Origin of the sequence: Marinimicrobium sp. C6131, assembly GCF_026153455.1 — a bacterium.
Lineage (GTDB): Bacteria > Pseudomonadota > Gammaproteobacteria > Pseudomonadales > Cellvibrionaceae > Marinimicrobium.
In genome coordinates this window covers 412,129-435,131 of the sequence record NZ_CP110629.1, presented here as the reverse complement: position 1 = coordinate 435,131, position 23,003 = coordinate 412,129, and the positions used below count along the sequence as shown (strand labels likewise).

General features: G+C 61.8%; 24 protein-coding genes. 17 read left to right on the top strand and 7 right to left on the bottom strand.

The window, feature by feature from the left end; genetic code table 11:
* Positions 1 to 44: 44 nt before the first annotated feature.
* The 13 genes from OOT55_RS01870 (at position 45) to yjgA (ending at position 10,316) form a co-directional block, all read left to right on the top strand.
* Complete coding sequence (locus OOT55_RS01870) at positions 45 to 1,031, top strand: calcium/sodium antiporter (RefSeq protein WP_265367470.1); 987 nt, start codon at positions 45 to 47, stop codon at positions 1,029 to 1,031.
* Positions 1,032 to 1,103: 72 nt separating this feature from the next.
* A complete protein-coding gene (locus OOT55_RS01865; RefSeq protein WP_265367469.1) occupies positions 1,104 to 2,075 on the top strand; it encodes a KpsF/GutQ family sugar-phosphate isomerase in 972 nt (323 codons plus the stop codon).
* A 39-nt stretch (positions 2,076 to 2,114) separates the two neighbouring features.
* Positions 2,115 to 2,681, top strand: a complete 567-nt coding sequence (locus tag OOT55_RS01860; protein ID WP_265367468.1) for a KdsC family phosphatase — start codon at positions 2,115 to 2,117, stop codon at positions 2,679 to 2,681.
* A 1-nt stretch (position 2,682) separates the two neighbouring features.
* Entirely contained in the window at positions 2,683 to 3,267 is a 585-nt protein-coding gene (gene lptC / locus OOT55_RS01855) for an LPS export ABC transporter periplasmic protein LptC (protein ID WP_265367467.1), read from the top strand.
* Positions 3,245 to 3,793: a lipopolysaccharide transport periplasmic protein LptA gene (lptA, locus tag OOT55_RS01850; RefSeq protein ID WP_265367466.1), complete on the top strand. Its 549-nt coding sequence runs from the start codon at positions 3,245 to 3,247 to the stop codon at positions 3,791 to 3,793. The genes lptC and lptA overlap by 23 nt, the downstream gene beginning before the upstream one ends.
* A 3-nt stretch (positions 3,794 to 3,796) precedes the next feature.
* Positions 3,797 to 4,522, top strand: coding sequence for an LPS export ABC transporter ATP-binding protein (lptB, locus tag OOT55_RS01845; protein ID WP_265367465.1), 726 nt, complete (start codon positions 3,797 to 3,799; stop codon positions 4,520 to 4,522).
* Between the two features lie 159 nt (positions 4,523 to 4,681).
* Positions 4,682 to 6,196, top strand: coding sequence for an RNA polymerase factor sigma-54 (locus tag OOT55_RS01840; RefSeq protein ID WP_265367464.1), 1,515 nt, complete (start codon positions 4,682 to 4,684; stop codon positions 6,194 to 6,196).
* A 170-nt stretch (positions 6,197 to 6,366) separates the two neighbouring features.
* Positions 6,367 to 6,657, top strand: coding sequence for a ribosome hibernation-promoting factor, HPF/YfiA family (gene hpf, locus OOT55_RS01835; RefSeq protein WP_265367463.1), 291 nt, complete (start codon positions 6,367 to 6,369; stop codon positions 6,655 to 6,657).
* A 4-nt stretch (positions 6,658 to 6,661) separates the two neighbouring features.
* Positions 6,662 to 7,123 (top strand): PTS IIA-like nitrogen regulatory protein PtsN, encoded by a 462-nt coding sequence (ptsN, locus tag OOT55_RS01830; RefSeq protein ID WP_265367462.1) that lies wholly within the window; start codon positions 6,662 to 6,664, stop codon positions 7,121 to 7,123.
* 56 nt (positions 7,124 to 7,179) lie between these two features.
* Entirely contained in the window at positions 7,180 to 8,052 is an 873-nt protein-coding gene (gene rapZ / locus OOT55_RS01825) for an RNase adapter RapZ (RefSeq protein WP_265367461.1), read from the top strand.
* Positions 8,053 to 8,056: 4 nt separating this feature from the next.
* Positions 8,057 to 8,332 (top strand): HPr family phosphocarrier protein, encoded by a 276-nt coding sequence (locus tag OOT55_RS01820; protein ID WP_265367460.1) that lies wholly within the window; start codon positions 8,057 to 8,059, stop codon positions 8,330 to 8,332.
* Between the two features lie 46 nt (positions 8,333 to 8,378).
* A complete protein-coding gene (locus tag OOT55_RS01815) occupies positions 8,379 to 9,752 on the top strand; it encodes a hypothetical protein (protein WP_265367459.1) in 1,374 nt (457 codons plus the stop codon).
* Positions 9,753 to 9,782: 30 nt separating this feature from the next.
* Positions 9,783 to 10,316 carry a ribosome biogenesis factor YjgA gene (yjgA, locus tag OOT55_RS01810; protein WP_265367458.1) on the top strand — a complete coding sequence of 178 codons (534 nt, stop codon included), beginning with the start codon at positions 9,783 to 9,785 and terminating at the stop codon, positions 10,314 to 10,316.
* Between the two features lie 20 nt (positions 10,317 to 10,336).
* On the opposite strand, the gene OOT55_RS01805 is transcribed toward yjgA, so the two are convergent.
* The 3 genes from OOT55_RS01805 to corA form a co-directional block, all read right to left on the bottom strand.
* Positions 10,337 to 11,059, bottom strand: coding sequence for an SDR family NAD(P)-dependent oxidoreductase (locus OOT55_RS01805; protein WP_265367457.1), 723 nt, complete (start codon positions 11,057 to 11,059; stop codon positions 10,337 to 10,339).
* A 51-nt stretch (positions 11,060 to 11,110) separates the two neighbouring features.
* Positions 11,111 to 11,761 carry an HAD family hydrolase gene (locus tag OOT55_RS01800; protein WP_265367456.1) on the bottom strand — a complete coding sequence of 217 codons (651 nt, stop codon included), beginning with the start codon at positions 11,759 to 11,761 and terminating at the stop codon, positions 11,111 to 11,113.
* Positions 11,762 to 11,985: 224 nt separating this feature from the next.
* Positions 11,986 to 12,939, bottom strand: coding sequence for a magnesium/cobalt transporter CorA (gene corA, locus OOT55_RS01795; protein WP_265367455.1), 954 nt, complete (start codon positions 12,937 to 12,939; stop codon positions 11,986 to 11,988).
* Between the two features lie 158 nt (positions 12,940 to 13,097).
* Here corA and OOT55_RS01790 point away from each other — a divergent pair, with 158 nt between their 5' ends.
* Positions 13,098 to 13,424, top strand: a complete 327-nt coding sequence (locus tag OOT55_RS01790; RefSeq protein WP_265367454.1) for a hypothetical protein — start codon at positions 13,098 to 13,100, stop codon at positions 13,422 to 13,424.
* A gap of 69 nt (positions 13,425 to 13,493) precedes the next feature.
* Here the strand turns inward: OOT55_RS01790 and grxD are convergent, their stop codons facing one another.
* The 3 genes from grxD to OOT55_RS01775 form a co-directional block, all read right to left on the bottom strand.
* Entirely contained in the window at positions 13,494 to 13,817 is a 324-nt protein-coding gene (grxD, locus tag OOT55_RS01785; RefSeq protein ID WP_265367453.1) for a Grx4 family monothiol glutaredoxin, read from the bottom strand.
* A 124-nt stretch (positions 13,818 to 13,941) separates the two neighbouring features.
* The gene (hrpB, locus tag OOT55_RS01780; protein WP_265367452.1) at positions 13,942 to 16,344 is read right to left on the bottom strand and encodes an ATP-dependent helicase HrpB; all 2,403 of its coding nucleotides are present in this window, start codon (positions 16,342 to 16,344) and stop codon (positions 13,942 to 13,944) included.
* A complete protein-coding gene (locus tag OOT55_RS01775; protein ID WP_265367451.1) occupies positions 16,341 to 18,431 on the bottom strand; it encodes a TonB-dependent receptor family protein in 2,091 nt (696 codons plus the stop codon). The genes hrpB and OOT55_RS01775 overlap by 4 nt, the downstream gene beginning before the upstream one ends.
* A 370-nt stretch (positions 18,432 to 18,801) precedes the next feature.
* Here OOT55_RS01775 and OOT55_RS01770 point away from each other — a divergent pair, with 370 nt between their 5' ends.
* From OOT55_RS01770 to OOT55_RS01760, 3 genes are read left to right on the top strand one after another with little or no spacing between them, the layout of a single operon-like run.
* A complete protein-coding gene (locus tag OOT55_RS01770; RefSeq protein WP_265367450.1) occupies positions 18,802 to 19,965 on the top strand; it encodes an aspartate aminotransferase family protein in 1,164 nt (387 codons plus the stop codon).
* A 46-nt stretch (positions 19,966 to 20,011) separates the two neighbouring features.
* Positions 20,012 to 20,926 carry an ornithine carbamoyltransferase gene (argF, locus tag OOT55_RS01765; protein ID WP_265367449.1) on the top strand — a complete coding sequence of 305 codons (915 nt, stop codon included), beginning with the start codon at positions 20,012 to 20,014 and terminating at the stop codon, positions 20,924 to 20,926.
* 3 nt (positions 20,927 to 20,929) lie between these two features.
* On the top strand, positions 20,930 to 22,024 hold the full coding sequence (locus tag OOT55_RS01760; protein WP_265367448.1) for an ABC transporter ATP-binding protein: 1,095 nt from the start codon (positions 20,930 to 20,932) through the stop codon (positions 22,022 to 22,024).
* A 72-nt stretch (positions 22,025 to 22,096) separates the two neighbouring features.
* Here OOT55_RS01760 and OOT55_RS01755 read toward each other — a convergent pair whose 3' ends face one another.
* A complete protein-coding gene (locus OOT55_RS01755) occupies positions 22,097 to 22,876 on the bottom strand; it encodes a PhzF family phenazine biosynthesis protein (RefSeq protein ID WP_265367447.1) in 780 nt (259 codons plus the stop codon).
* Positions 22,877 to 23,003 lie beyond the last annotated feature (127 nt).

The following is a 23,003-nucleotide window of genomic DNA, read 5'->3' as shown; positions in this document are numbered from 1 at the left end:
GTGTTCCCCTCAAACACCACGACTGCAGACGACGAGATTCGCCAATGACGCCTTGGGGTTGGTCCATCATCGCCCTGCTGGCCGGCTTCGCCGGCCTGATCTGGAGCGCCGATCGCTTTGTTGAGGGTAGCGCCGCCCTCGCCCATCGCCTGGGCGTTTCAAAACTGGTGATCGGCCTGACGATTGTCGCCTTCGGCACCTCCGCCCCGGAAATCATGGTTTCCCTCAGCGCCTCTGTGCGCGATGCGGGAGAGCTGGCCGTGGGCAATGCTCTGGGCTCCAATCTCGCCAATATGGGACTGGTTCTGGCCATCACGGCCCTGCTGGTCGCCCTGCCCATTCAGCCTCACCTGCTCACCCGGGAGCTGCCGGCGCTGTTGCTCACCACCCTGCTGGCCGGCTTCACACTGTACGACGGTCAACTGACCCGCCTCGAAGGCCTCCTGCTGGTAGCGGCACTGGTAGTCGTTCTGGCGGCCCTCGCACTGACCCGGCGCGCCCACCCGGAAGAGGTGGACAGCGACATTCCCGAGTGCACTCCTGTGGCCGCTGCGCTCTGGTTCCTGATCGGACTCGTCACCCTGGTGATCAGCGCCGAACTTCTGGTGTGGGGCGCACGGAATCTGGCGCTGGCCGCCGGCGTCTCCCCGCTGGTCGTGGGCCTGACGGTCGTTGCGGTGGGCACCAGCCTTCCCGAACTGGCCGCGTCCGTCGGCAGCGCCCTCAAGGGCCACCAGGATATGGCTCTGGGCAACATCATCGGTTCCAACCTGTTCAACCTGCTGGCGGTTATGGCCCTACCCGGCCTGATTCAGGAGCCGGTCATGGACCGGTTGGTCTTTCACCGGGACTATCTGGCCATGGCGGCGATGACGCTGGCTCTCGCCATCGCGATCGGCGTGGATTACCGGATGCGCCGCAATGCCCATACGGGTCCGGGCGAGGCTCGGGGACACCTGGGACGACTGATCGGCACCGTGTTGCTGGGGACCTATATCGGCTATTACCTGTGGTTGCTCAACACGCTCTAAGCCGGCATTCGTCATCCCCGGCCCAAGGCCGTATAATGGGGCGCTTTACGACGCCGAGTACTTGCACCGTCCATGACTGACTTCGATTTTATCCACTCCGGACAGCGCACCATCGATATTGAGCAGCAGGCCGTAGCGGCCTTGCGCGAGAGAATCGATGCCCGCTTCACCCGGGCCTGCGAACTGATGCTTGAAGTCTCCGGACGGGTGATTGTCACCGGCATGGGTAAATCCGGGCACATCGCCAAAAAAATCGCCGCCACACTGGCCAGCACCGGCACACCCGCTTTTTTTGTCCACCCCGGGGAAGCGAGCCACGGCGATCTGGGCATGATCACCCGGGAAGACGCCGTCATTGCCATTTCCTACTCCGGCAATTCCGATGAAATCATCACCCTGCTACCGCTGCTCAAGCGTCTCGGGGTACCCATCATCAGCATGACCGGCAACCCCCGCTCACCACTGGCCGAGGAAGCCGCCGTCAATCTGGACATCAGTGTCACGACGGAGGCCTGCCCGCTGGCGCTGGCGCCGACGGCGAGCACCACCGCAACCCTGGTGATCGGCGATGCGCTCGCCATCGCCCTGCTCGAAGCCCGCGGCTTTACCGCCGAAGACTTCGCCTTTTCCCACCCGGGGGGCACTCTCGGCCGCAAACTGCTGCTACGCGCCGAGGACATCATGCACCGCGGTGCCGCCATTCCCCGCGTTGGCATTCACACCAGCCTGTCCCAGGCACTGCTGGAAATGACCCGCAAGGGCTTTGGAATGACCACCATCGTCGACGAACAGGACCGGTTGCTCGGGATCTACACCGACGGCGATCTGCGCCGAAGCATTGACCGGGGCGCCGATCTGGCCGGGGCCGAAATCGGCCAGTTGATGAACGCCCAGCCAAAAACCATCGATGCCCACACTCTGGCGGCCGAGGCACTGAAAATCATGGAAGACAAAAAAATCACCGCCCTGATTGTTCTCGACGAACAAAGACGACCCCAGGGGGTCGTACATATGCACGACATTCTTCGCGCGGGCATCATCTGATGCCCGGAACCCAGATCCCGAACCCTGTGTGATCCACTCATGATTCACCCTGACCCGCAAAAAACAAGAGACTTTGAGCAGCGCGCCCGGGCCGTTTCGCTGCTGCTTCTGGACGTTGACGGCGTGTTGACCGACGGCAACCTGTACTTCACCGAAACCGGCGACGAGCTCAAGGCCTTCTGCACCCTCGACGGCTTGGGTATCAAGCTGCTGCGACGCAGCGATATCGAAGTGGGCATCATCAGCGGCCGCAATACCGAGCTGGTCGCCCGTCGCGCCCGAAGCCTGGGACTCGATCTGGTCATTCAGGGGCGGGAGGACAAATGGGCGGCATTGAGTGAATGGCGAGAACGGAACCCGGTGCCACTGGAGCAGATTGCCTTCATGGGAGATGACTGGCCAGATCTCACGATCATGACCCGGGTCGGCCTGGCCCTGACGGTCGCCAACGCCCACCCGGCTGTCGTTGAGAGATCCCACTGGCAGAGCGAACTTCGGGGTGGCCAGGGAGCCGTTCGGGCGGCGTGCGATGCACTGCTGAAAGCCCGGGGCGATTACGAACGGCTTCTGGCGGACTACCTCGCTCCCGACGAGAGGACGGCCTGACATGTGGAAGCACCCACTGACCTGGGTTGGCCTGTTTCTGCTGATCGCACTGGTCGCGGTCTGGGACTACTCACCGGAAGACCTGCTGCGGGCGCCGCCCGAGACGCAGGCCCGATTCCCTCAGGCATTCATGATCGCCTCGGAGACCCGACGCTATGACCCGGAAGGCCAGTTGCAATACCGGATGCTGAGCGCCCGGGCCGACCACTTCCAGCACCTGCCCAATCGCTCCAGCCCAAGGGACTACTCGCTGATTCAGGCACCTGATGTGACGGTATTCGGCGAAGACGCCCTGCCCTGGCAGCTGACCGCCCGGCTCGGTCGCAGCGACGCTACAGGAGAGACGCTGGTCTTTACCGGAGACGTTCGGGCCTGGCAGCAGAATGCCAACGGCATTACGGACATCACCACCCCGGAGCTTCAGGTGGAACCCAACCGGCAATTCGCGCAGACCGACAAAGCTGTTACCATGCGCTCCCCTCAGGGCCGACACGACGCCGTAGGTATGCGCGCCGACCTGGCCGAAGACCATATTGAATTGTTATCGGAGGTGCGCGGCACCTATGAACCACCCCAAGGGAACTGACATCGTCCGACGAGCGCGGCACCTTGCGCTGCTCACGCTACTGGGAGCCCTGCTGGCCCCGGCAGTCGCCGCTCTGCCCGATGACCAGCAACAGCCGATTTACATTGAGTCCGATCGCGCTGAGCGAGACGGTCAGAAAGGCATCATGCTTTACGAAGGTGACGTTCGCCTGCGCCAGGGCAGCCTGAACATTCGCGCCGAACGTCTGGTCGTGCACACCGACACCAATCAACAGGTGCAGCGGGTCGTGGCCGAAGGCACGCCGGCCCACTTTGAACAGCAGCCCGATGTGGATGACCAACCCGTTGCGGCCCAGGCCCACACCATTCGCTACGACGTAGCCAGCGAGCACCTGGAGCTGTTGACCAACGCCCGGATCGAACAGGGCAGCGCCACCATGAGCGGTAACCGGATCGACTACGATATGGCCAGTGAAATTCTCAAAGCCGAAGGCGATACGGACACCGATCGCCCGCGTATCGAAATGGTATTGCCGCCTCAAAGCGACCGCGCCGAACAGGACTGACCCATGCCCAGCTTGCACGCCCTGAACCTGGCCAAAAGTTACAAAACCCGCAAAGTGGTGCTCGATGTCTCCCTGTCGGTAGCCACCGGACAGATTGTGGGGCTGCTCGGCCCCAACGGGGCGGGCAAAACCACCTGCTTCTACATGATCGCCGGGCTGATTGGCGCCGACAACGGTCGGGTGCTGATCGACCAGATGGACATTACGCACCTGCCCATCCACGGTCGGGCGCGCGCCGGAATCGGCTATCTGCCCCAGGAAGCCTCGGTGTTCCGCAAACTCACGGTGTCCGACAACATCATGGCCATCCTGGAGACCCGCAAGGAACTGAACCGCAAGCAACGCCTGGCCAAACTCGACGCCTTGCTGCGAGAGTTTCACATCACCCACATCAAGGACAGTCTGGGCATGTCACTGTCCGGGGGCGAGCGCCGCCGGGTGGAAATTGCCAGAGCCCTGGCCACCGAACCCCAATTCATCCTCCTGGACGAACCCTTTGCCGGCGTGGATCCGATCTCCGTCTCGGACATCAAACAGATTGTCCGGCACTTGAAGGAACGCGGCATCGGTGTACTGATCACGGACCACAACGTGCGGGAAACGCTGGATATCTGCGAGAAAGCCTACATCGTCAGCGAAGGCCACATCATCGCCGAGGGTACGGCGGCCGATGTATTGGCCAATGAGCGGGTCCGGGAAGTGTACCTCGGAGAGCACTTTCACCTGTAACGCGCCGGCCCTTGCCCGTACGCTCAGCTCTTGACAAATCCTGTTTCTTGCGCATTGGGCACAAAGATTGCTTATCCTTGTTGCCAGTGGCGTCCCGTCTGACTAAACTCTGGGTAATTCGCCACATTTCGTTTCGACCGGGGTCCCAGCAGCATACCCATGAAACAATCCCTACAGCTCAAACTCGGCCAACAGCTGACCATGACGCCTCAGTTGCAGCAGGCAATTCGCCTGTTACAACTGTCCACTCTGGACCTGCAGCAGGAAATCCAGGAAGCACTGGACTCCAACCCCATGCTGGAAGTGGAGGAAGTGCATGAAGGCCCCGAGGAAAAAAGCAACGATGATCGGGAGTCGGATGCCCGCAACGGCAAAGACACCCGGGACGGAGAGACCCCGGCCAGCACGGATAGCGACAGCGCCGATCTTGGCCAGACCGACAGCGACTGGAACGACGAAATCCCCAACGACCTGCCCGTTGACACCAGTTGGGACGACGTCTACCAGTCCACCCCGGCCGCCTCAGGCTCTTACGAGGGCGATGAAAACAGCGATTATGACAGCCGACGGGGCACCACGGACTCGCTCTATGATCACTTGATGTGGCAGTTGAATCTGACCCCCATGTCCGACCGGGACCGGATCATTGCCATGACCCTGATCGACGCCGTCGAACCCAGCGGCATGCTCTCCATCTCTCTGGAAGAGATATTCGAAGGTCTGCAGAACGACTGGGAAGAACTTGAATACGACGAAATTGTGGCGGTCCAGCACCGCCTCCAACAGTTTGATCCCTGCGGCGTCGCCAGTCAGAACCTGTCCGAGTGCCTGCTGGTCCAGTTGCAGCAGATGCCGGCTGACACCCCGCTACTCGAGGCGGCCAAGACCATCGTCCGTCAGTACCTGCCCCAGTTGGCCAGTCGCGATTATCGCCAGTTGATGCGTCGCACCCGATTGAAGGAGCACGAACTGCGCGATGCCATTACCCTGATCCAGAGCCTGAACCCCCGCCCCGGGGATCAGATTGCCAGCGGCGACGTGGAGTACGTGGTACCGGACGTTTTTGTCGAGAAGCGCGAGGGCCGCTGGGTGGTGGAACTCAACCCGGATATCGCGCCGCGCCTGAGAATCAATCCCGACTACGCTTCCATGGTAAAACGGGCCGACTCCAGCACCGACAACACTTTCCTCAAGGACAACCTGCAGGAAGCCCGCTGGTTCCTGAAAAGTCTGCAAAGCCGCAACGAAACCCTGCTCAAGGTGGCCACCTGTATTGTTGAGAAGCAGCGCGGCTTTCTGGATCATGGCGCCGAAGCCATGCGCCCGCTGGTACTGCACGACATCGCCGAGCTGGTGGATATGCATGAATCGACCATCTCCCGGGTGACCACGCAGAAATACATGCATACCCCTCAGGGTATTTTTGAGCTCAAGTACTTTTTTTCGAGTCATGTCAGCACGGAATCCGGCGGCGAGTGCTCTTCCACCGCAATCCGGGCTATCATTAAGAAACTGGTGGCCTCCGAGTCACCTCAAAAGCCACTGAGTGACAGTAAGATTACCGCGCTGTTGGCCGAACAGGGCATCAAGGTAGCCCGGCGTACCATCGCCAAATACCGGGAGTCGCTGGGCATCCCCCCATCGAACGAGCGAAAGACCCTGGGACCTGCCTGAGGCCCCAACGGGCAGGTGACGCCACGTGGCTGGCACTGCTATGCTAGGCGGAGACTCGGGAGCCAATGCCGGTATTCGCAGGAGGGGCCCGGCTGTCGACCTGGACGTTGGAGCAGTCGGTTGCGGGCCCGTAACCATCACGTGATTGCCACGCCAAAGAGGATGTTGCTATGCAGATCAATATCAGCGGCCACCACCTGGATCTGACTGACGCGTTGAAAGACTACGTCTCCAACAAGCTCGAACGCCTGACGCACCACCACGACAAAATCACCAGTACCGACGTCATCCTGTCCGTGGAAAAGCTGGAGCAGAAAGCAGAGGCACGTGTTCACGTCAGCGGAAAAGACCTGTTCGCCGACGCCATCGATCAGGATATGTACGCCGCTATTGACCAGTTGACTGACAAACTGGACCGGCAACTCATCAAACATAAAGAGAAGCTACGAAGCCATCGTTGAACCTATGGATATTAAAACCATCATCACTCCGAGCCGCACTCTGTGCGGCATTGAGGGCGTCAGCAAAAAGCGGGCGCTGGAAATTCTGGCCAACACCATTGCCGAAGACGTACCAGCCATTGACGCCGACGACCTGTTTCGGCGCCTGATTGGCCGGGAGCGTCTGGGGTCGACCGGCATCGGCCACGGTATCGCCATTCCCCACTGCCGGGTGAGCAATTGTGAGGGCACCATCGGTGCTCTCATTACCCTCAAGGAGCCCATCGATTTCGACGCCATCGACGCCGAACCGGTGGATGTGCTGTTTGCCATGCTGGTACCGGAGAACGCGCACAGCGAGCACCTGCAGACTCTGGCCTCACTCGCCAGCATGCTCAATGACGCCGAGTTCCGGGCTCGCCTGCGAGCCGCCGACACCAATGAGTCACTGTACGATGTGGCCGTTGGCGAGACGGCCGCGAGCTGAGCGGCGGCCCCCAACGCCGATCGATATCTGCACCGATTACCAGGACTGTCAGCCCCATGCACTTGATCATTGTCAGCGGCCTCTCCGGCTCCGGAAAAAGTACGGCACTGCACGTATTGGAAGATGTCGGCTACAACTGCATCGATAACCTGCCCGTGAGTCTCTTGCCCGCGCTGGTCGCGCAAATCCAGATCCATCGGGACAGTGACGACCAGAACTTCGCCATCGGCATTGATGTACGCAACGCCTGGCAGGACCTGAACATCTTTCCGGACATGATCAAAACCCTGAAAGATGCCCACATCCCCATTTATGTCCTGTTTCTCGACACGGGCGTTCCCGTACTCATGCAGCGTTTCAGCGAGACGCGCCGCAAGCACCCGTTGAGCAACCGCGACACCAATCTGCAGGAGTCGATTCGCGAAGAACAGCGCTTGCTGGAGCCGATCCGGGACACCGCCGACCAGGTGCTGGACACCAGCCACCTCAACCTGCACGAGCTGCGTGACCTGGTCAAGGACCGGGTCGTGGGCTCCCATGAAGCCACCATGGCCATCCAGTTCGAATCGTTTGGGTTCAAACACGGCGTGCCGGTGAACGCCGACCTGGTATTTGACGCGCGCTGTCTGCCCAACCCGCACTGGAAACCCAACCTGCGCCCCCTGACCGGTCAGGACGCCGATGTGGTGGCGTTTCTCGACGGGGAAGAAAAGGTACAGGCCATGTACCATGACATCGAGAACTACCTGACCCGCTGGCTACCTCACTACCAGGCCAACAGCCGCAGCTACATTACCATCGCCATTGGCTGCACCGGCGGACAGCATCGCTCCGTCTATCTGGCCGAGCGGCTGAAGAAGCATTTTGCCCAGCAGTACGACAACGTTCTGGTTCGTCACCGGGAACTCAACACAGCGGACACACACTGACCCCATGCCGTCATCCACCATCACCCTGATCAATCAAAAAGGCCTGCATGCCCGGGCCGCCGCCAAGCTGGCCACCACAGCCGGACAGTTTGATTGTGACGTTCGTGTCCGGTGCGACGGCAGCGACACCTGGGTTGACGGCAAAAGTGTCATGTCCCTGATGCTTCTGGCGGCGGCCTGCGGGACCGACCTGGAGCTGGACGCCGACGGACATGACGCGGATAAAGCATTGGACGCCATTTGCGCCCTGATCAACGATCGATTTGACGAAGGCGAGTAGCTCAGGTAAAGGCCTTACTGAGCGAATGAAACGGAGAGCACGGACCATGATTCATATCAGACAGATTGTCACCATCGCACTGATGACCCTCACCGCCACCCTGCTATCGGGGTGTGGCAGCGACAGTGCCGGGGGCGCTCGTCTTGACCTGCGCGCACCGATTGATGATTCTCCAACGTTGAACACCGCTCTGCGCCCCGCGAGAGCCGGGAGCGAGTTTGCGCCCGTATTGGCCGACTGTGCCCGCCCCTTCAACCGCGATGGCGATAATGAGTTCAACGCCTGCCGTCTCGGGCGACTGCCACTGTTGGGGCAGGAGCAGGATCAGGTCACGGTCGACGACGTACTCGACCGGACACTGGTGAGCCACGACTGGATGGCCAACCGCTTCGAGCAGGCATTGAACGCCCTGCCCGACGACCTGTTGCAACTGTTCAGTGGTGTGACCGCAGTGGTCATTGGCGCCGACATCCGGCCCTCTTATTACTGGCTGGCCACCGGGGCGATATACCTTGATCCGGCCTATCTCTGGCTGACCATTGAAGAACGGGATACCATCTCCCGGGAACCCGACTTCCGCAGCGGCTTTGACCGGGAACTGAATTTCGAAAGCCTGGCCCGCTTCGTCAAAGACGGAGACTACGCCTGGAGCAGCGCACCCTTGAGTGGCCCCGGGGACGACCGGGTCCTCGAACAGATTCTGGCGCCGATGTCGGCGTTGTTGTTTCACGAACTGGCACACGCCAACGACTACATTCCCCCCGCCGAGCACGCCAATCTCAATGACGAGTGGACGGTTGCCGACGCGGCGATGCAACTGGAATCAGACAGCGTGTCGGCGACGCTCGCGAGCACTTACCCACTGAGTTCGACGTTGATGATGGACCTGGCCGAAGTGAGTTTCCAGGGCCGGGACGCCACAGAGGCGGAGAAGCAACTGACGCCCCAGGACGTCGGCCTGGAGTTCGCGGACGATATTGCCACCGATGCCTATGCCTACGTCAGCAGCGGCGAGCGGGAACTGTTTTTCGAAGATACCGCGATGCTGTTCGAGGAGGCGATGATGCAACACTATTTTGGCATCACGCGCGAGGTGGCCTTTACCGACCGGCCCGAGGGCGACGAGGTATTCTGCGACGATTACATCGTCCGGTGGGGCGAGCGCGGTCGGGTCGGCAGCGAACAGATTCGGCCCCGCCTGGCGTTGATCCTGCCCCTGTTGCTGGACCACGGTGACACCGAGCCCTATCTGGCGTCACTGCCGGAATCCGAACCGATGACCAACAATCTGGGTTGGTGTGCCAACCTGAGCCCCAGTGCAATTGGTGTACACACCTCGCCCGATGGACAGTGGCGCGAGCCTCTTCCGGCACAAGACCAGCGCCATGGCCCCGGCCATCCGCACCATTCTTTTCACTAGAGCACACCGCTCAGTACAGGCTTTGATGTTATGACCGACCGCAAGTTTTTCGAAGACGACAGCGAACAGGATGATGACTTCGTCAGCAAAACCCAGCGCAAAAAGGAAATGCACGCGCTGCAGGAGCTGGGCAAACAGCTCGTCGAACTCAACGATGAGCAACTGGCCCGTATGCCCCTCGAACCCAAGCTTGAGGCCGCTGTCGTAGAGATGCGCCGCATTCGGCATCGCGAAGCGCGGCGCCGGCAATTGCAGTTCATCGGTCGGTTGATGCGCGATGCCGATCAGGAAGGCATCCAGGCGGTATTGGACCAGTTCAACCACCAGAGCCGGGCCAGTATTCAGATTCATCACCAGGCCGAGCAGTGGCGCGACCGCTTACTGACCGAGCCGGACGCGCTGCAGGAATTTATCGACCAACACCCCGGTGTCGACATCCAACACCTGCGTCAACTGCTTCGCCAGGCGCAGAAAGAGGCCAGTCAGAACAAGGCGCCGAGCAGCGCCCGCAAACTGTTCAAGGAAATTCGGGACACACTGTCTGAAGCCGCGTTGAACGGCTGAGCTCGCCGTTCAACGCCCTCTTACCAGGGCAGGTCGCTACCATCCCAGTGCACAAAGCGCCCGGTGTCCTCCGGCGTCAACGTCTGGATCACCGACCACAACCGCTCGGCGGTCATCGCCGGGCTGAACAACTTGTCAGCCCCCAGAGAAGCGGTGAAGGGCTTTGACAGAGGCGTATCGGTGGTACCGGGGTGCAACGCGATCAGACACAGCTTGCGGTGCGACCGGGCCAACTCCACCGAAGCAGTTTTCACCAGCATGTTGAGCGCGGCTTTGGACGCGCGATAGCCATACCAGCCACCCAACCGGTTATCGCTGATACCGGCGATTTTGGCGCTCAGCATCACCGCTTTACTCGGCTCTGAACGGGGCATCAGCGGAATGAAGTACTTCATGATCAGCGCGGGCGCGATACTGTTGACCGTGAAATACTCGGTCAGTTGAGTGGTGTTGAGCTCCGCCAGTTTTTTTTCCGGGTAACGGTGTTCACCCTCCACCGTGCCATGCAACACCCCCACCGCGCAGAAGAGTGCAGTCACCGGCACACCATTTTCTTTGATCTGTTCAGCCAACTCCGCCAACGCGGGTTCACTGTAGTCGCAGGTAAAGTGTTGAACCCCCTCGGGCAACTGGGCGGGAGCTTGTCGGCTGACGGCAAGCACCTGGTATTCGCTCAACAGGTGCGGAATCAGGGCTTGGGCAATGGCGCTGTTGGCGCCAAAAACCAGGGCATAGGGTTTCATGGGGACTCCTCGGTCGTATCTCTCTGAATACGACCGGGAGCCTCGCCGGGATCAGGCTTTGACGCGAGGAACCGAAAATTCGGACCAGTCGTGGAAGACGCGATCGACCCCGAAGTCTTTGAGTTGCTGCTCGTTGGCGTGCGGGCGGTAGGCCCAGACGGTGGCGCCGGCGCCGGTGGCGGCCGTCAGCCCCGGTACGCTGTCTTCGATGACGAGGCAGCGGGTGATATCGACACCGAGGTGCTCAGCCGCTTTCCGGTAGATGGCGGGGTCGGGTTTGGCAACATCGAATTTCTGGCAGTCGATGCGGCGCTCGACCGGGAAGTAGTCTTCAAGGCCGGTCACTTTGAGTTTGAGTTGCAGTTCGAAAGTGCGCGAGTTGGTAACGACGGCGAAGGGGTGTTCGAGCCGTTCGAGGGCGTCTTTTATACCGGGCATGGTTTCGAGCTGGGTGCGCATGAGGTACTCGGAGTGTTCGCGATTCTGGTCGAGGAAGCGTTGCATGTCGGGGATGGGTTTGCCGAGGCGTTGTTCGACCATTTTGACGCAGTCGGGCCAGCTGTGGCCGGTGAATTCCCGGTGGACCTGGGCTTCGGTGTAGTTCATGCCCAGGCTTTGAATCGAGCGATGCAAGGCGCGGGTGGACAGGACTTCGGAGTCGACCAGAACGCCGTCACAATCGAATAGTACTGCTTCAAACAAAATGATTTCCTCGGTTTAATGCGAAAACAATCTTGAAACTGATGTTTGGGGATGCGGATAGTCCGGTCCGCCTTGGGGTGCCCTGTTCCCAGACACGCCGTAAATACATCCCTGTAGGCTCGCATCGCGGGTCCCCCGCTCCACGGTCTGGGAACAGGGCACCCCAAATCGGCCCTCAGTACTTCGTAAGATACGTAGATCGATCAAATAATGAGGCGCGTCAATTACAACCAATCCTTGTGCTTGAAATACCAATAGGGTGCGATGCCCGATAGCACCATGATGACCAGGGCCCAGACGTAGCCGAATTGCCAGTCGAGTTCGGGCATGAGTTCGAAGTTCATGCCGTAGATACTGGCGACCACGGTCGGGGGCAGAAAGACCACGGCGGCAATGGAGAAGGTTTTGATGATCTGGCTCTGTTCGATGTTGATGAAACCTTGGGTGGAGTCCATCAGGAAGTTGATTTTGTCGAACAGGAAGGCCGTGTGTGACATCAATGTGTCCACGTCGCGTTTGATTTCCCGGGCGGTTTCCTGCAGCTCGAAGTGCTCGCGCAGGTGGCGCTGCAGGAAGGAGATGGACCGCTGGGTGTCCATCAGGCAGAGGCGGATTTTGCCGTTGCTGTCTTCGAGTTTGGCGAGCCGGTCGATGGCTTCTTCGAGTTCGGCGTCGTCGTCTTCCAAGACCATGTGGCTGACGTCTTCGAGTTTGCGGTGAATGTCTTCGAGGACGTCGGCGAGGTTTTCAACTTTCTGCTCGAACATGGTGATCATCAGGTCCTGGGGCGAGCTGGCCTGGACCTGGCCGCGCCGGGCGCGCATGCGCAGCAGGCGGAAGTCCGCGAGGTCGCCGTCGCGCAGGGTGATGAGGCGTTTGTCCTGAAGGATGAAGGCCACGGTGACGGTGCTGTGACGGCCTTCCCCCGGTGAGAGAAACAGGGAGTGAACGTGCAGGCCGGCGGCGTCCTGGAAGTAGCGGGCGGAGAACTCGATTTCTTCCACATCGTCGGATTCGGGCAGCTCGGCCCGCAGGAAGGTGTTGAGCAGTTCGCGCTCGTCTTCGGAGGGTTCGTGTGCATCGATCCAGACCGCGTCGTTCAGGGCGGTTTTGAGGTTGTTTTCATCCACGGGTTGGTCGCGCAGGGTGGCGCCCCGGATATTAAACATTCTCAGCATGGATCGTTCTCCTCGTGTCATCCTTCGGGTATGTCGCCCGGCCACAATACCACAGTGATCTGAACGCTGTGTTATACACAGTATACAACAGACGTCCCGGGCCCGAATCTGCTATGGTGGAGGCTTGCGACCTATAGCCCCTTAAAGATCCGTGTCCAATGAAAATTAATGAAGTCTCCGCCAATATCGATGACAAAATGCAACGCCTGGAGCAACAGCTCGCCAATTTGCGGGCCGCGCGCCAACGGGTAGAGGGCGAAGCCGGCGCCGTCGCGGTCATCGACCGGGACATTCAGGTACTGATGGAAACCCGAGCCAAACTGGAACGCTCCCGTGAGTTGGTGTGGCAAGTACATGATATCGGTGAGCAGACCCGGCAACAGCACAAGCGCGATCGCTTTTACCAGAAACTCGGCGTGGCATTGATTGCGTTCAGTGGCGTGGTCTTGTTGGGGATTTTACTGGTCTACCTCGCCTGGTTTTGAGGCATGGTGTCCTGCGAGAAGGGGAGTCCGGCGGCCCGGGTGGCCACCGGAACACAGCGCATGCAAACCTTACTCTTTGGCGGCAGCGCCTTCCAGCAACGGCTTGAGCTCACCACTTTCGTACATTTCCAGCACAATGTCGCAACCGCCAATCAGCTCACCATTGACCCACAACTGCGGGAAGGTCGGCCAGTTGCCATACAGGGGCAGACCGGAGCGGATTTCAGGGTTGGCCAGCACGTCGACGTAGGCAAACCGCTGGCCACAGGCCATGACCGCCTGGGAGGTGCGCTGGGAAAAACCGCACTGAGGCGCGTTGGGCGAGCCCTTCATGTAGAGAATCACCGGGTTTTCTTCGATCTGCTGCTTGATGGTTGCCTGTACTTCGTCCATAGGACTGCCTGACCTCTCTTGTGCCAATAAGGTGAACAAAATTCGTGGGTTACCCTCGCCCGGGAAAGACCTAGCAGGCGAGTCAAGTATTCGCATTCTAACGCAGCCGGCGCGCGGAAACCAGTCAGGAGGCGCCCAGTCGCTTCTTGGTCAGCCGGGTGGGCGGATGGCTGGCCGGGTCCTCCGGCCAGGGGTGTTTGGGGTAGCGGCCCCGCATCTGTTTGCGTACCTCCCCATAGGCACCCTGCCAGAATGACCCCAGATCGGCGGTAATCGCCAGCGGGCTGCCGTTGGGCGAGGCCAGGTGCAGCCGCAGTGGCACCCGCCCGTCGGCGAGCTCAAACCGGTCACAGCCGAAAAACTCCTGCAGTTTGCCGCTCACCGTCGGCGTCCCGTTTTCGGGGTAGTCCACCGACACCGAGCGGCCGCTGGGCAGCGTCACTTGAGGTGGAAGCAACTGGTCCAGCGCCTGCACGGTATCGTGGCCGAGATAAAACGTCAGCGCCTCGCGCCAGGGCAATCGGTCGGGGTGAACGCTGTCGGTCACGAAGGGCGCAAACCACTGATCGAGTGTCGATAACAACGCCGATTTATTCAGCGACGGAAGGTCCAATACCCCCGACTCACTGGCCAGCCGGGCCCGTCGGTACAGGCCTGACGCCGCCTCGGACCAGGGGTAGGCACTGAGCCCGCGCTCGCGCAGGTCCGCCACCAGAGCCTCGGCCAGCGCCTCGCCGGTGACCGGGTGTCGATCCTCCGCCGTCACCGAGCCCCCCATCCGCCAGGTGGTGTGCATCATCCAGCCCTTGCTGCGATGGCTCAGACGGGATTCACACTGACTGAGGGCGCGCCGCTGCTCGGCGTTCAACGTCAACGGCCAGCCGACGCCACTATGCCCTTTGCCCCGGGCCTGCACATCGGCAAATACCGCCCACTCGCTGTCCATGGGCCGATCCGGCGCGACGCTGATGCCGCTGTTAAGCCGGTACCGGCCCGAATCCTGACGGTGCCCGATCCGGTCCCGAAAGGCATCGGCGAGGCAGGCCGGGTCCAGCTCGGCCCGACTTTCCTCGGCGCCCAGCACCCTGAGCCAGCGCCGGGCCTGCCGCTGCCAGGTACGCTGACCGGCGCGCATCGTCCCGGCCGCCTCCTGCCATTGATCCGACGCTTCCAGCGCGTCAAAGTGGAGAGCCAACGCCAGCAGCAGCGCGCCTTCCGGCAAGGTTTTCCCCTGATCCGCTGATTCCGTCTCAAGCGCAGTCTGCAACAGGCGAGCCAGTCGCGGATGAGTGCCCAGAGCCGCCACCTGCCGCCCCGCGTCGGTCACCTGCCCCGCCTCATCAAGCAACTGCCAATCCTGCAATTGCTGGCGGGCCCGTGCCAGGGCCAGCGCGTTGGGCGCCTCCAGCCACGACAGCTCCTCCACGGGGGAACCCCAGTGCGCCAAGCGAAGAGCCAGAGGCACATAGTCGGTGGAGCGCACCTCCGGCGGCTCCGCTGGCGCCAACGCCTCCTCCTGGGACCAGAGCCGGATACAGTGCCCGGCCTGAACCCGCCCCGCCCGACCGCGACGCTGCTCGGCGCTGGCCTGACTGATCCGCCGGGTCTGCAGACGGCTCACGCCGGTGCCCTGCTCATACACCGAACGGCGCACCTGACCGGAGTCAATCACCAGGGTGACATCGGCAATGGTCAGCGAGGTTTCGGCAATATTGGTGGCGAGAATCACCCGCGGGCCACTGGCCGGATCCAATGCCTCCTGCTGCTCTTGGTCCGGCACCCGACTGTGCAGGCGAGCCAGCCGGACGGACGGCGCCCAGCGCGCCAGAGCCGAAGCGCAATCTTCAATCGCCCGCCAGCCCGGCAGAAACACCAGCACGGTCTGCGCCTGCCAATCCGCCACCCCGGACAGTGCCTGTAGCAACTGCTCATCCAGCCGCTCCGCAGCCCCCCGGGCATCCCGCCGGGGCGCAAGATTCTGCACCGATACCGGGAAACATCGCCCCGGCGCCGACAGCCGCTGAGCCACCTGCTGTTGTAGCGCCGGATCGGGTGTAGCGGACATCAACACCAGCGCCAGATCCTCCCGCAGTACCGCCACCTCCTGCAGCCAGGCCCAGGCCGTATCCTGATCCAGTGCCCGCTCATGCACCTCATCCAGCATCACCGTCGCCACCCCGGCCAACTCCGGGTCGGCCAGCAGACGCTGCAGGGCAATCCCCGGCGTCATCACCACCAGCCGGGTCGCCTCGGACACCTGCCGGTCAAACGGCACCTGATAACCCACCGTCTGGCCCACCGACTCCCCATACAGCGAGGCGAGCCGTCGTGCCACCCCCCGCGCCGCCAGAATGCGCGGCTGCACCAACCAGACCTGCCGCCCCGCCGGCGCCGCCTCCAGCGCCCACAGCGGCGCCAGAGTGGATTTACCCGCACCCGGCTCGGCTTCCAGCAGGAGCGGGCCACGGCCGAGCGCGTTAAGGAATTCGGCGTGGTAGTCGCTTAGGGGGAGGGTTGGGATATTCATTGCCACCGATATTCAAAGTCTAAACCGGCACTCACCTGCCGACCGGGGGCGGGCTCGAACGAGCGGCCATTGCCCTGATTGACGATCACCGAGCCAACATACTGCTCATCGGTCAGATTCTCCAGCTTCAACCAACCCGACGCCAACCAATCGCCCCACTGATAAGCCGAATCCACACTCCAGTCCCAGGTGACCGCCGAGGGCGCAAACACCGCGTTGTCATCGCCGGTCGCCACCTCACCGCGATAACGGGCCACCAGTGCCGTGCCCACTCGGTCATCCAGCAACGGCTCCCAGCGCAGCTGCGCGTAAAGATTGGTATCCGCAATCCCCGGCAACTGGTTGCCCGCGTCGGGCCCGGACGTGTACTCCGCTTCCAGATAACTGGCACTGAACCGCGCCCACCAGCCCGGCGCCAGGGCCAGCTCACCAAAGGCCTCCAGACCCCAACGCTCGGTCTCGGCCGCATTGCGGTAAGTGGTGCGTCCCCCCTCGGATTGATCCACCACCAGCTCATCGTCACTGTCGATCCGGAACAGACTCACCGTCACCCGATGCGGCGACGCCAACCCCCATCGCAGGCCCGCCTCAACCTGACGGTTTTCCGCCGGCGACAGCGCGGTATTCAGGCCCGAGCCCTCGTTGCGGTAGGCCATCTCGGTCAGGGTCGCGGTTTCATAGCCCCGTCCGGCTCCGGCGAACGCCTCCCACTGGGTGTTCAGGCGAACGGTGGTGCCCAGGGCCAGCGCGACAAAGTCATCATCCCGGCCACCGCTGTCATCCGGGTTGCCCGGACTGTCGCCATCCGCCGGCACCACAAAATAGTCATCCACCGCAAAGGACAGGTCACTGTGGCGGACACCGCCGGTGATTTCCCATCGATCGGTGGGTTGCCAGGTCAGCACGCCATAAAGATCCCGACTGTCGACTTCACCCAGTTCGTCGCGGCGCAGAGCCCCGGTCTCGCCCTGATCATTGACGTAGCCACGGCGCCGATCTTCCTGGCGCTCGACACTCGCGCCCAGGGTCGCCTCCAGCGGGCGATCGAGCAGTGACAGATCGCGGGTATAGCTGGCCCGGAGGCCCGAAAAATCCCGGGTCAGATCAATCACCGCGCCGGAGCTGGTCAGGTCGCCCCCGGGAAACGGCAGCCACTGATCCACCTCGCGCTGGCCCTGCCAGAGCGCCGCCTGCCAGCGGTGCTCGCCCTCCGCCTGGCGCACCGTGACCGAGCCCTGTTGATGGCGAATGCGCTTTCGGGTATTGAACAGCGCCGCGCGCTCGTTACCCGCTCGGGGATCCTCCCGCCAGCGCTCCGGAGACAGACCGAGCGGATCCTGCAATAGCGGATCGTGGCTGGTGTCCAGACGCACCACCGTCTCGATACCGCTGTCGGCCTGATAATACAGCTGGGCCCCGGCCTGACGCCGTTCGGCTTCCGCGTGGGGTCGCTCGCCATCGCTGGTAAACCGCGAACCGTGGAGCCGGGCGCCCCAGGCGCCCTCGCGCCACTCGCCGGTCAGCGCCTGGCGCTGCCGATCGCCCTCCCCGGCCAATACCCGCCCACTCAGGCGGTTTTGTTCGGGGGCAGCGCTGTCAAACTGGATCACCCCGCCGGCGCCATTGCCATACAACACCGCCAGTGGGCCGCGCAGGACCTGTACCCGATCCACTTCATCCACCGGCACGCTGGAGAGCTGCCCCTGGCCGTCCGGCGTACTCAGGGGAATACCGTCCAACTGCAGATCAATACCGCGCACCCCGAACGCCGACCGGGCGCCAAAACCGCGCAGGGTCACCCGGGTATCCTGAGCGTAATTGGAACGACTGTCGGCCTGCACGCCGGGCAACCCCTGCAACAACTCGCCACTGTCGATACGCATCCCGGGCTGCCGGCGATCCATGGCCAGGGACGCCGCCCCGGGTAAGGCATCTCCTTCACTCGCCTCGCCAGTCACCACCAGGGTTTCCAGCCCCTGGGCCTGAGCGCCGGCGCCAATCAGGGCGGCGATGGACAGTGGAGCCGCGCGGACGAGGAGCGCCGAGCGCAATGCTCGGGCTGAAACAGAGACAAAATGTCGAGCCATGAACTACCACCTTGGGGAGTCGTTGTCAGAATTCGGACCCAAACCGGGCCGCGGCCATGATACCGGGTTCGGCGCCGGCGTTGTAACCGCACACAAAACGGCCAGGAGTACGGCCAGGCAACGCGAATGGATGCCATTTGCCAACGCCGTAAAATGGCTATAGTATTGCTTTTTTGCCATTTACGGGTTCATGCCGTCCGCCCATACCAGGCCACACACGGCGAGCTCAAGGCCGACTCGGAGCGTTCCGAACCCCCTGTTTGATCCCCGCCTTATCGAGATCTGGCTGCCTGTTCACGACAACGGGCTTTTGGCGGTTTTATTGATTCTGTTTTCCGGCTCTCTGGAGCGGATGGCTGTGGAGTAAACCATGGACACATTGATGAACACTTACGGGACCCGCGCTCTGACCCTGGTTCGGGGCGAGGGCAGCCGTGTGTGGGATGATCAGGGCAACAGCTATATCGATGCCATCAGCGGTATCGCCGTGTGCGGGCTGGGACACTCCCACCCGGCGGTGACCCGCGCCCTGTGCGATCAGGCCGGCACCCTGCTGCATGTCTCCAACCTGTACAACATTCCGCCGCAGCGCCAACTCGCGGATCTGTTGTGCGAGCAGACCGGTATGGAGCGGGTGTTTTTCTCCAATTCCGGGGCGGAAGCCAACGAAGCGGCCATCAAGCTCGCCCGTAAATACGGTGCCGCTCAGGGCGTCGAGCGCCCGGCCATTCTGGTCATGGAAAACAGCTTTCACGGCCGGACTCTGGCGACGCTCAGCGCGACCGGGAACAAAAAGGCCCAGGAGGGGTTCGCGCCCCTGGTGGAAGGTTTCATCCGGGTGCCATACAACGACCCGGCAGCGGTGCGTGCCGCTGCCGCTCAACACGCCAATATCGTCGCCATTCTGGTCGAACCGGTGCAGGGCGAAGGGGGCGTGCGGGTGCCCGCGCCGGGTTACCTGAACCAGTTGCGGGAAATCTGCGATCAGCGCAAGTGGCTGCTGATGCTGGACGAAATACAGACCGGCAATGGTCGCACCGGCCGCTACTTCGCCTTTCAACACAACGGTATCCAGCCGGATGTGCTGACCACGGCCAAGGGCCTGGGTAATGGTGTACCCATTGGCGCCTGCCTGGCCCGCGGCCGGGCGGCCGAGGTGTTTCAGCCCGGCAGCCACGGCTCCACCTTTGGTGGCAACCCGCTCGCCTGCCGGGCCGGCATTGCCGTGGTGGAAACCCTGCTCAATGAGGGCCTCATTGCCCGTGCCGCCCAGATGGGCGACTGGCTGCTGGAGCAGTTCCGCGAGCGCCTGAAGAACGATGCCAAGGTGGTGGACATTCGCGGTAAAGGGCTGATGATCGGCCTGGAACTCGATCGCCCCTGCGCCGAACTGGTGGCACAGGCCCGCGAGCGCGAGCTGCTGATCAACGTGACCGCCGGTAATACCGTGCGTCTGCTGCCGCCGTTTATTCTGACGGAAGCGGAAGCCGAGCAGCTGGTCACCGGTGTGGTGGAATTGATTCGCGCCTTTTAATTCACAGGCCGGAAACCGGCCCCAAGCAATACAACGAGTTGCCGTTATGGCCCAACCAAGACATTTTCTGACCCTGATGGATCTCGAGCCCGCCGAACTGAATGCGGTGCTGGATCGCGCCATTGAGCTCAAGGCCATTCAGGCCCGCGGCGAGTCCGAAGAGCTGTTCAAGAACAAGGTGCTGGGGATGATTTTTGAAAAATCCTCCACCCGCACCCGCGTTTCATTTGAAGCCGGCATGGCACAGATGGGCGGTCACGCCCTGTTCCTCTCGCCCCGCGATACCCAATTGGGGCGCGGCGAGCCGATTGAGGACTCGGCCCGGGTACTCTCGCGGATGGTGGATGCGGTGATGATCCGCACCTTTGAGCATGCCAATGTGGAGCGCTTCGCGGAGTATTCCCGGGTGCCGGTCATCAACGCCCTGACCGATGACTTCCATCCCTGCCAGTTGCTGGCGGACATGCAGACCTTCCTTGAGCATCGCGGCCCCATCCAGGGCAAAACGGTCGCCTGGGTCGGTGACGGCAACAACATGTGTCAGTCCTATATTAACGCCGCCCAGCAGTGGGATTTTGAGCTGCGCATTGCCTGCCCGGAAGGCTTCGAACCCCGCCAGGACCTGCTCGATGCCGCGCGCGATCGGGTGAGCATTTTCCGCACGCCGGAAGAAGCGGTGAAAGACAGCGATCTGGTGGTCACCGACACCTGGGCCTCCATGGGCCAGGAAGATGAGAAAAAACTGCGCGAACAGGCCTTCGCCGGCTACCAGGTTGATGCCGAGCTGATGAGTCACGCCCACGACCGGGCCCTGTTCATGCACTGCCTGCCCGCCTATCGCGGCAAGGAAATCAGTGCCGAACTGCTGGATTCTCCGGAGTCCGTGGTCTGGGAGGAGGCAGAGAACCGCCTGCACGCTCAGAAGGCCCTGATCGAATTCCTGTTCAACCACTCACGGTAACTTATGTCCGCGCTGCTGGAACTCGACAAAATCAGTTGTGGCTACGACGGCGAGCGGGTCGTCGAGGACTTGTCACTGTCGTTGACCGAAGGCGACATCTGTTGCCTGCTCGGCCCAAGCGGTTGCGGCAAGACCACCGTGCTGCGCGCCATCGCCGGCTTTCTGCAGCCCTCGGCGGGCCGCATCGAACTGGCCGGACAACTGCTGGCCTCGGCGGAGCAATCGGTTCCCCCGGAGCAGCGCCGGGTGGGTATGGTGTTTCAGGATTACGCCCTCTTCCCCCACCTGAACGTCAGGGACAATCTGACCTTTGGCCTGAAAAACCAGAGTGCCCGCGAGAAGGCCCGGATCTGTGACGAGTTGTTGCAGTTGGTCAAGCTCGAGGATCTGGGGCACCGCTATCCCCACGAGCTCTCCGGCGGTCAGCAGCAGCGCATCGCCCTGGCCCGCGCTCTGGCGCCCGAGCCCAAACTGTTGTTGATGGACGAGCCCTTCTCCAGCCTGGATGTGGAACTGCGCCGGGCTCTCGCACTCGAGGTGCGGGCGATTCTGAAAGAGCGCGGTATCACCGCCATCATGGTCACCCACGACCAGTCCGAAGCCTTTGCCATGGCCGACCGGATCGGCGTCCTGAATGCCGGTCAATTACAACAATGGGATACCCCGTTCAATCTGTATCATGAGCCAGCCACACGCTTTGTGGCCAACTTTGTCGGGCAGGGTGTGTTTCTCGCGGGCTACCTGTTGGACCGACATACGGTGCGCACGGAACTGGGCGATATCGAGGGCAACCGCTGCTACGAATGGCTGGAAAATACCCCGGTGGATATTCTGCTGCGCCCGGACGATGTCATTCACGATGACAGCAGTGACAAACGCGCCGAGGTGGTTGCCAAGGTATTTGCCGGAACGGCCACGCTGTATACGCTACAGTTGCCCACCGGCAGCCGCATTCAGTCCGCGTTCCCCAGTCACCATGACTACGCCATCGGCGATCATGTGGGTATTCGTATTGAGGCGGATCATCTGATTGTGTTCCGGCGGGAAGAGCAGGCGGTGGGCGGGAGTCATTACGGGTTGGAAACTACCGAGACGTAGAGCACCGCGCATGTCGAATCCGGGATACGGTGGATAAGGGGCACTGCCCCGTCATCCACCATCAACTCAACATCATACCATCCACTCGGATTTGATCACCGTCACCGCCGCCCCCAATAGCGTCACCCTGTCTCCTTTCAACTCGCAATCCACATCACCGCCGCGCCTGGAAATTTGCCGCGCGGACAGGTTATCTTTGCCCAACTGCCTGGCCCAATAAGGCGCCAGCTCGCAGTGTGCCGATCCGGTCACCGGATCTTCCGCGATGCCCACCGCCGGGGCAAAAAAACGACTGACGAAATCCTTGTTGTCGCCGGGAGCCGTCACAATGATTCCGCGACAATCGAGTTTTTTCAGCTCGGTCAAATCCGGCTGCAGGGCGCGAACCTGATCTTCGCTGGCCAGTACTGCCAGGATATCCACGTTCTTTTCCACGGCCACCGGGGTCACCCCCAAGCCCTTGATGAGCGCTTCGGGGCACTCAGCGGGTTGAGTCGGCTGCGCGGGAAAGTCCATGGCCAGCCGGTCACCCCTTCGCTCGACCACAAGGTCGCCGCTGCGGGTGCTGAAGCGGATGCCCGGCTGCGGGTAGTTCATGTGTTCGAACAGCACGTGGGCGGAGGCCAGTGTGGCGTGCCCGCAGAGGTCAACTTCGGCCTCGGGGGTAAACCAGCGCAGCGCGAAGCCATCGTCTTCGGGCACAAAGAACGCCGTTTCCGAGAGGTTGTTCTCATTGGCAATGGTCTGCATCAGGGCGTCGTCGAGCCATTGTTCCAGAGGGACGACGGCGGCGGGATTGCCTTCGAAGGGACGCCGGGTGAAGGCATCGACTTGGTATTGGGTCAGCGCCATGACTTTAACTCCTTTCTGTGCTCACCTATTCTGTCTGCGAAGGCGACTTCGCTTAGAGTGCTACGCCTGGGTATACCGTTGTGAGACACGCCGTAAACCCATCCCTGGGGGCTCGGCGCGCGGAGTC

Bases quoted from the DNA above. Each gene is read 5' to 3' on its own strand.
- OOT55_RS01870 (WP_265367470.1), top strand. From the start codon at position 45: ATGACGCCTTGGGGTTGGTCCATCATCGCCCTGCTGGCCGGCTTCGCC.
- OOT55_RS01865 (WP_265367469.1), top strand. From the start codon at position 1,104: ATGACTGACTTCGATTTTATCCACTCCGGACAGCGCACCATCGATATT.
- OOT55_RS01860 (WP_265367468.1), top strand. From the start codon at position 2,115: ATGATTCACCCTGACCCGCAAAAAACAAGAGACTTTGAGCAGCGCGCC.
- lptC (WP_265367467.1), top strand. From the start codon at position 2,683: ATGTGGAAGCACCCACTGACCTGGGTTGGCCTGTTTCTGCTGATCGCA.
- lptA (WP_265367466.1), top strand. From the start codon at position 3,245: ATGAACCACCCCAAGGGAACTGACATCGTCCGACGAGCGCGGCACCTT.
- lptB (WP_265367465.1), top strand. From the start codon at position 3,797: ATGCCCAGCTTGCACGCCCTGAACCTGGCCAAAAGTTACAAAACCCGC.
- OOT55_RS01840 (WP_265367464.1), top strand. From the start codon at position 4,682: ATGAAACAATCCCTACAGCTCAAACTCGGCCAACAGCTGACCATGACG.
- hpf (WP_265367463.1), top strand. From the start codon at position 6,367: ATGCAGATCAATATCAGCGGCCACCACCTGGATCTGACTGACGCGTTG.
- ptsN (WP_265367462.1), top strand. From the start codon at position 6,662: ATGGATATTAAAACCATCATCACTCCGAGCCGCACTCTGTGCGGCATT.
- rapZ (WP_265367461.1), top strand. From the start codon at position 7,180: ATGCACTTGATCATTGTCAGCGGCCTCTCCGGCTCCGGAAAAAGTACG.
- OOT55_RS01820 (WP_265367460.1), top strand. From the start codon at position 8,057: ATGCCGTCATCCACCATCACCCTGATCAATCAAAAAGGCCTGCATGCC.
- OOT55_RS01815 (WP_265367459.1), top strand. From the start codon at position 8,379: ATGATTCATATCAGACAGATTGTCACCATCGCACTGATGACCCTCACC.
- yjgA (WP_265367458.1), top strand. From the start codon at position 9,783: ATGACCGACCGCAAGTTTTTCGAAGACGACAGCGAACAGGATGATGAC.
- OOT55_RS01805 (WP_265367457.1), bottom strand. From the start codon at position 11,059: ATGAAACCCTATGCCCTGGTTTTTGGCGCCAACAGCGCCATTGCCCAA.
- corA (WP_265367455.1), bottom strand. From the start codon at position 12,939: ATGCTGAGAATGTTTAATATCCGGGGCGCCACCCTGCGCGACCAACCC.
- OOT55_RS01790 (WP_265367454.1), top strand. From the start codon at position 13,098: ATGAAAATTAATGAAGTCTCCGCCAATATCGATGACAAAATGCAACGC.
- grxD (WP_265367453.1), bottom strand. From the start codon at position 13,817: ATGGACGAAGTACAGGCAACCATCAAGCAGCAGATCGAAGAAAACCCG.
- hrpB (WP_265367452.1), bottom strand. From the start codon at position 16,344: ATGAATATCCCAACCCTCCCCCTAAGCGACTACCACGCCGAATTCCTT.
- OOT55_RS01775 (WP_265367451.1), bottom strand. From the start codon at position 18,431: ATGGCTCGACATTTTGTCTCTGTTTCAGCCCGAGCATTGCGCTCGGCG.
- OOT55_RS01770 (WP_265367450.1), top strand. From the start codon at position 18,802: ATGGACACATTGATGAACACTTACGGGACCCGCGCTCTGACCCTGGTT.
- argF (WP_265367449.1), top strand. From the start codon at position 20,012: ATGGCCCAACCAAGACATTTTCTGACCCTGATGGATCTCGAGCCCGCC.
- OOT55_RS01760 (WP_265367448.1), top strand. From the start codon at position 20,930: ATGTCCGCGCTGCTGGAACTCGACAAAATCAGTTGTGGCTACGACGGC.
- OOT55_RS01755 (WP_265367447.1), bottom strand. From the start codon at position 22,876: ATGGCGCTGACCCAATACCAAGTCGATGCCTTCACCCGGCGTCCCTTC.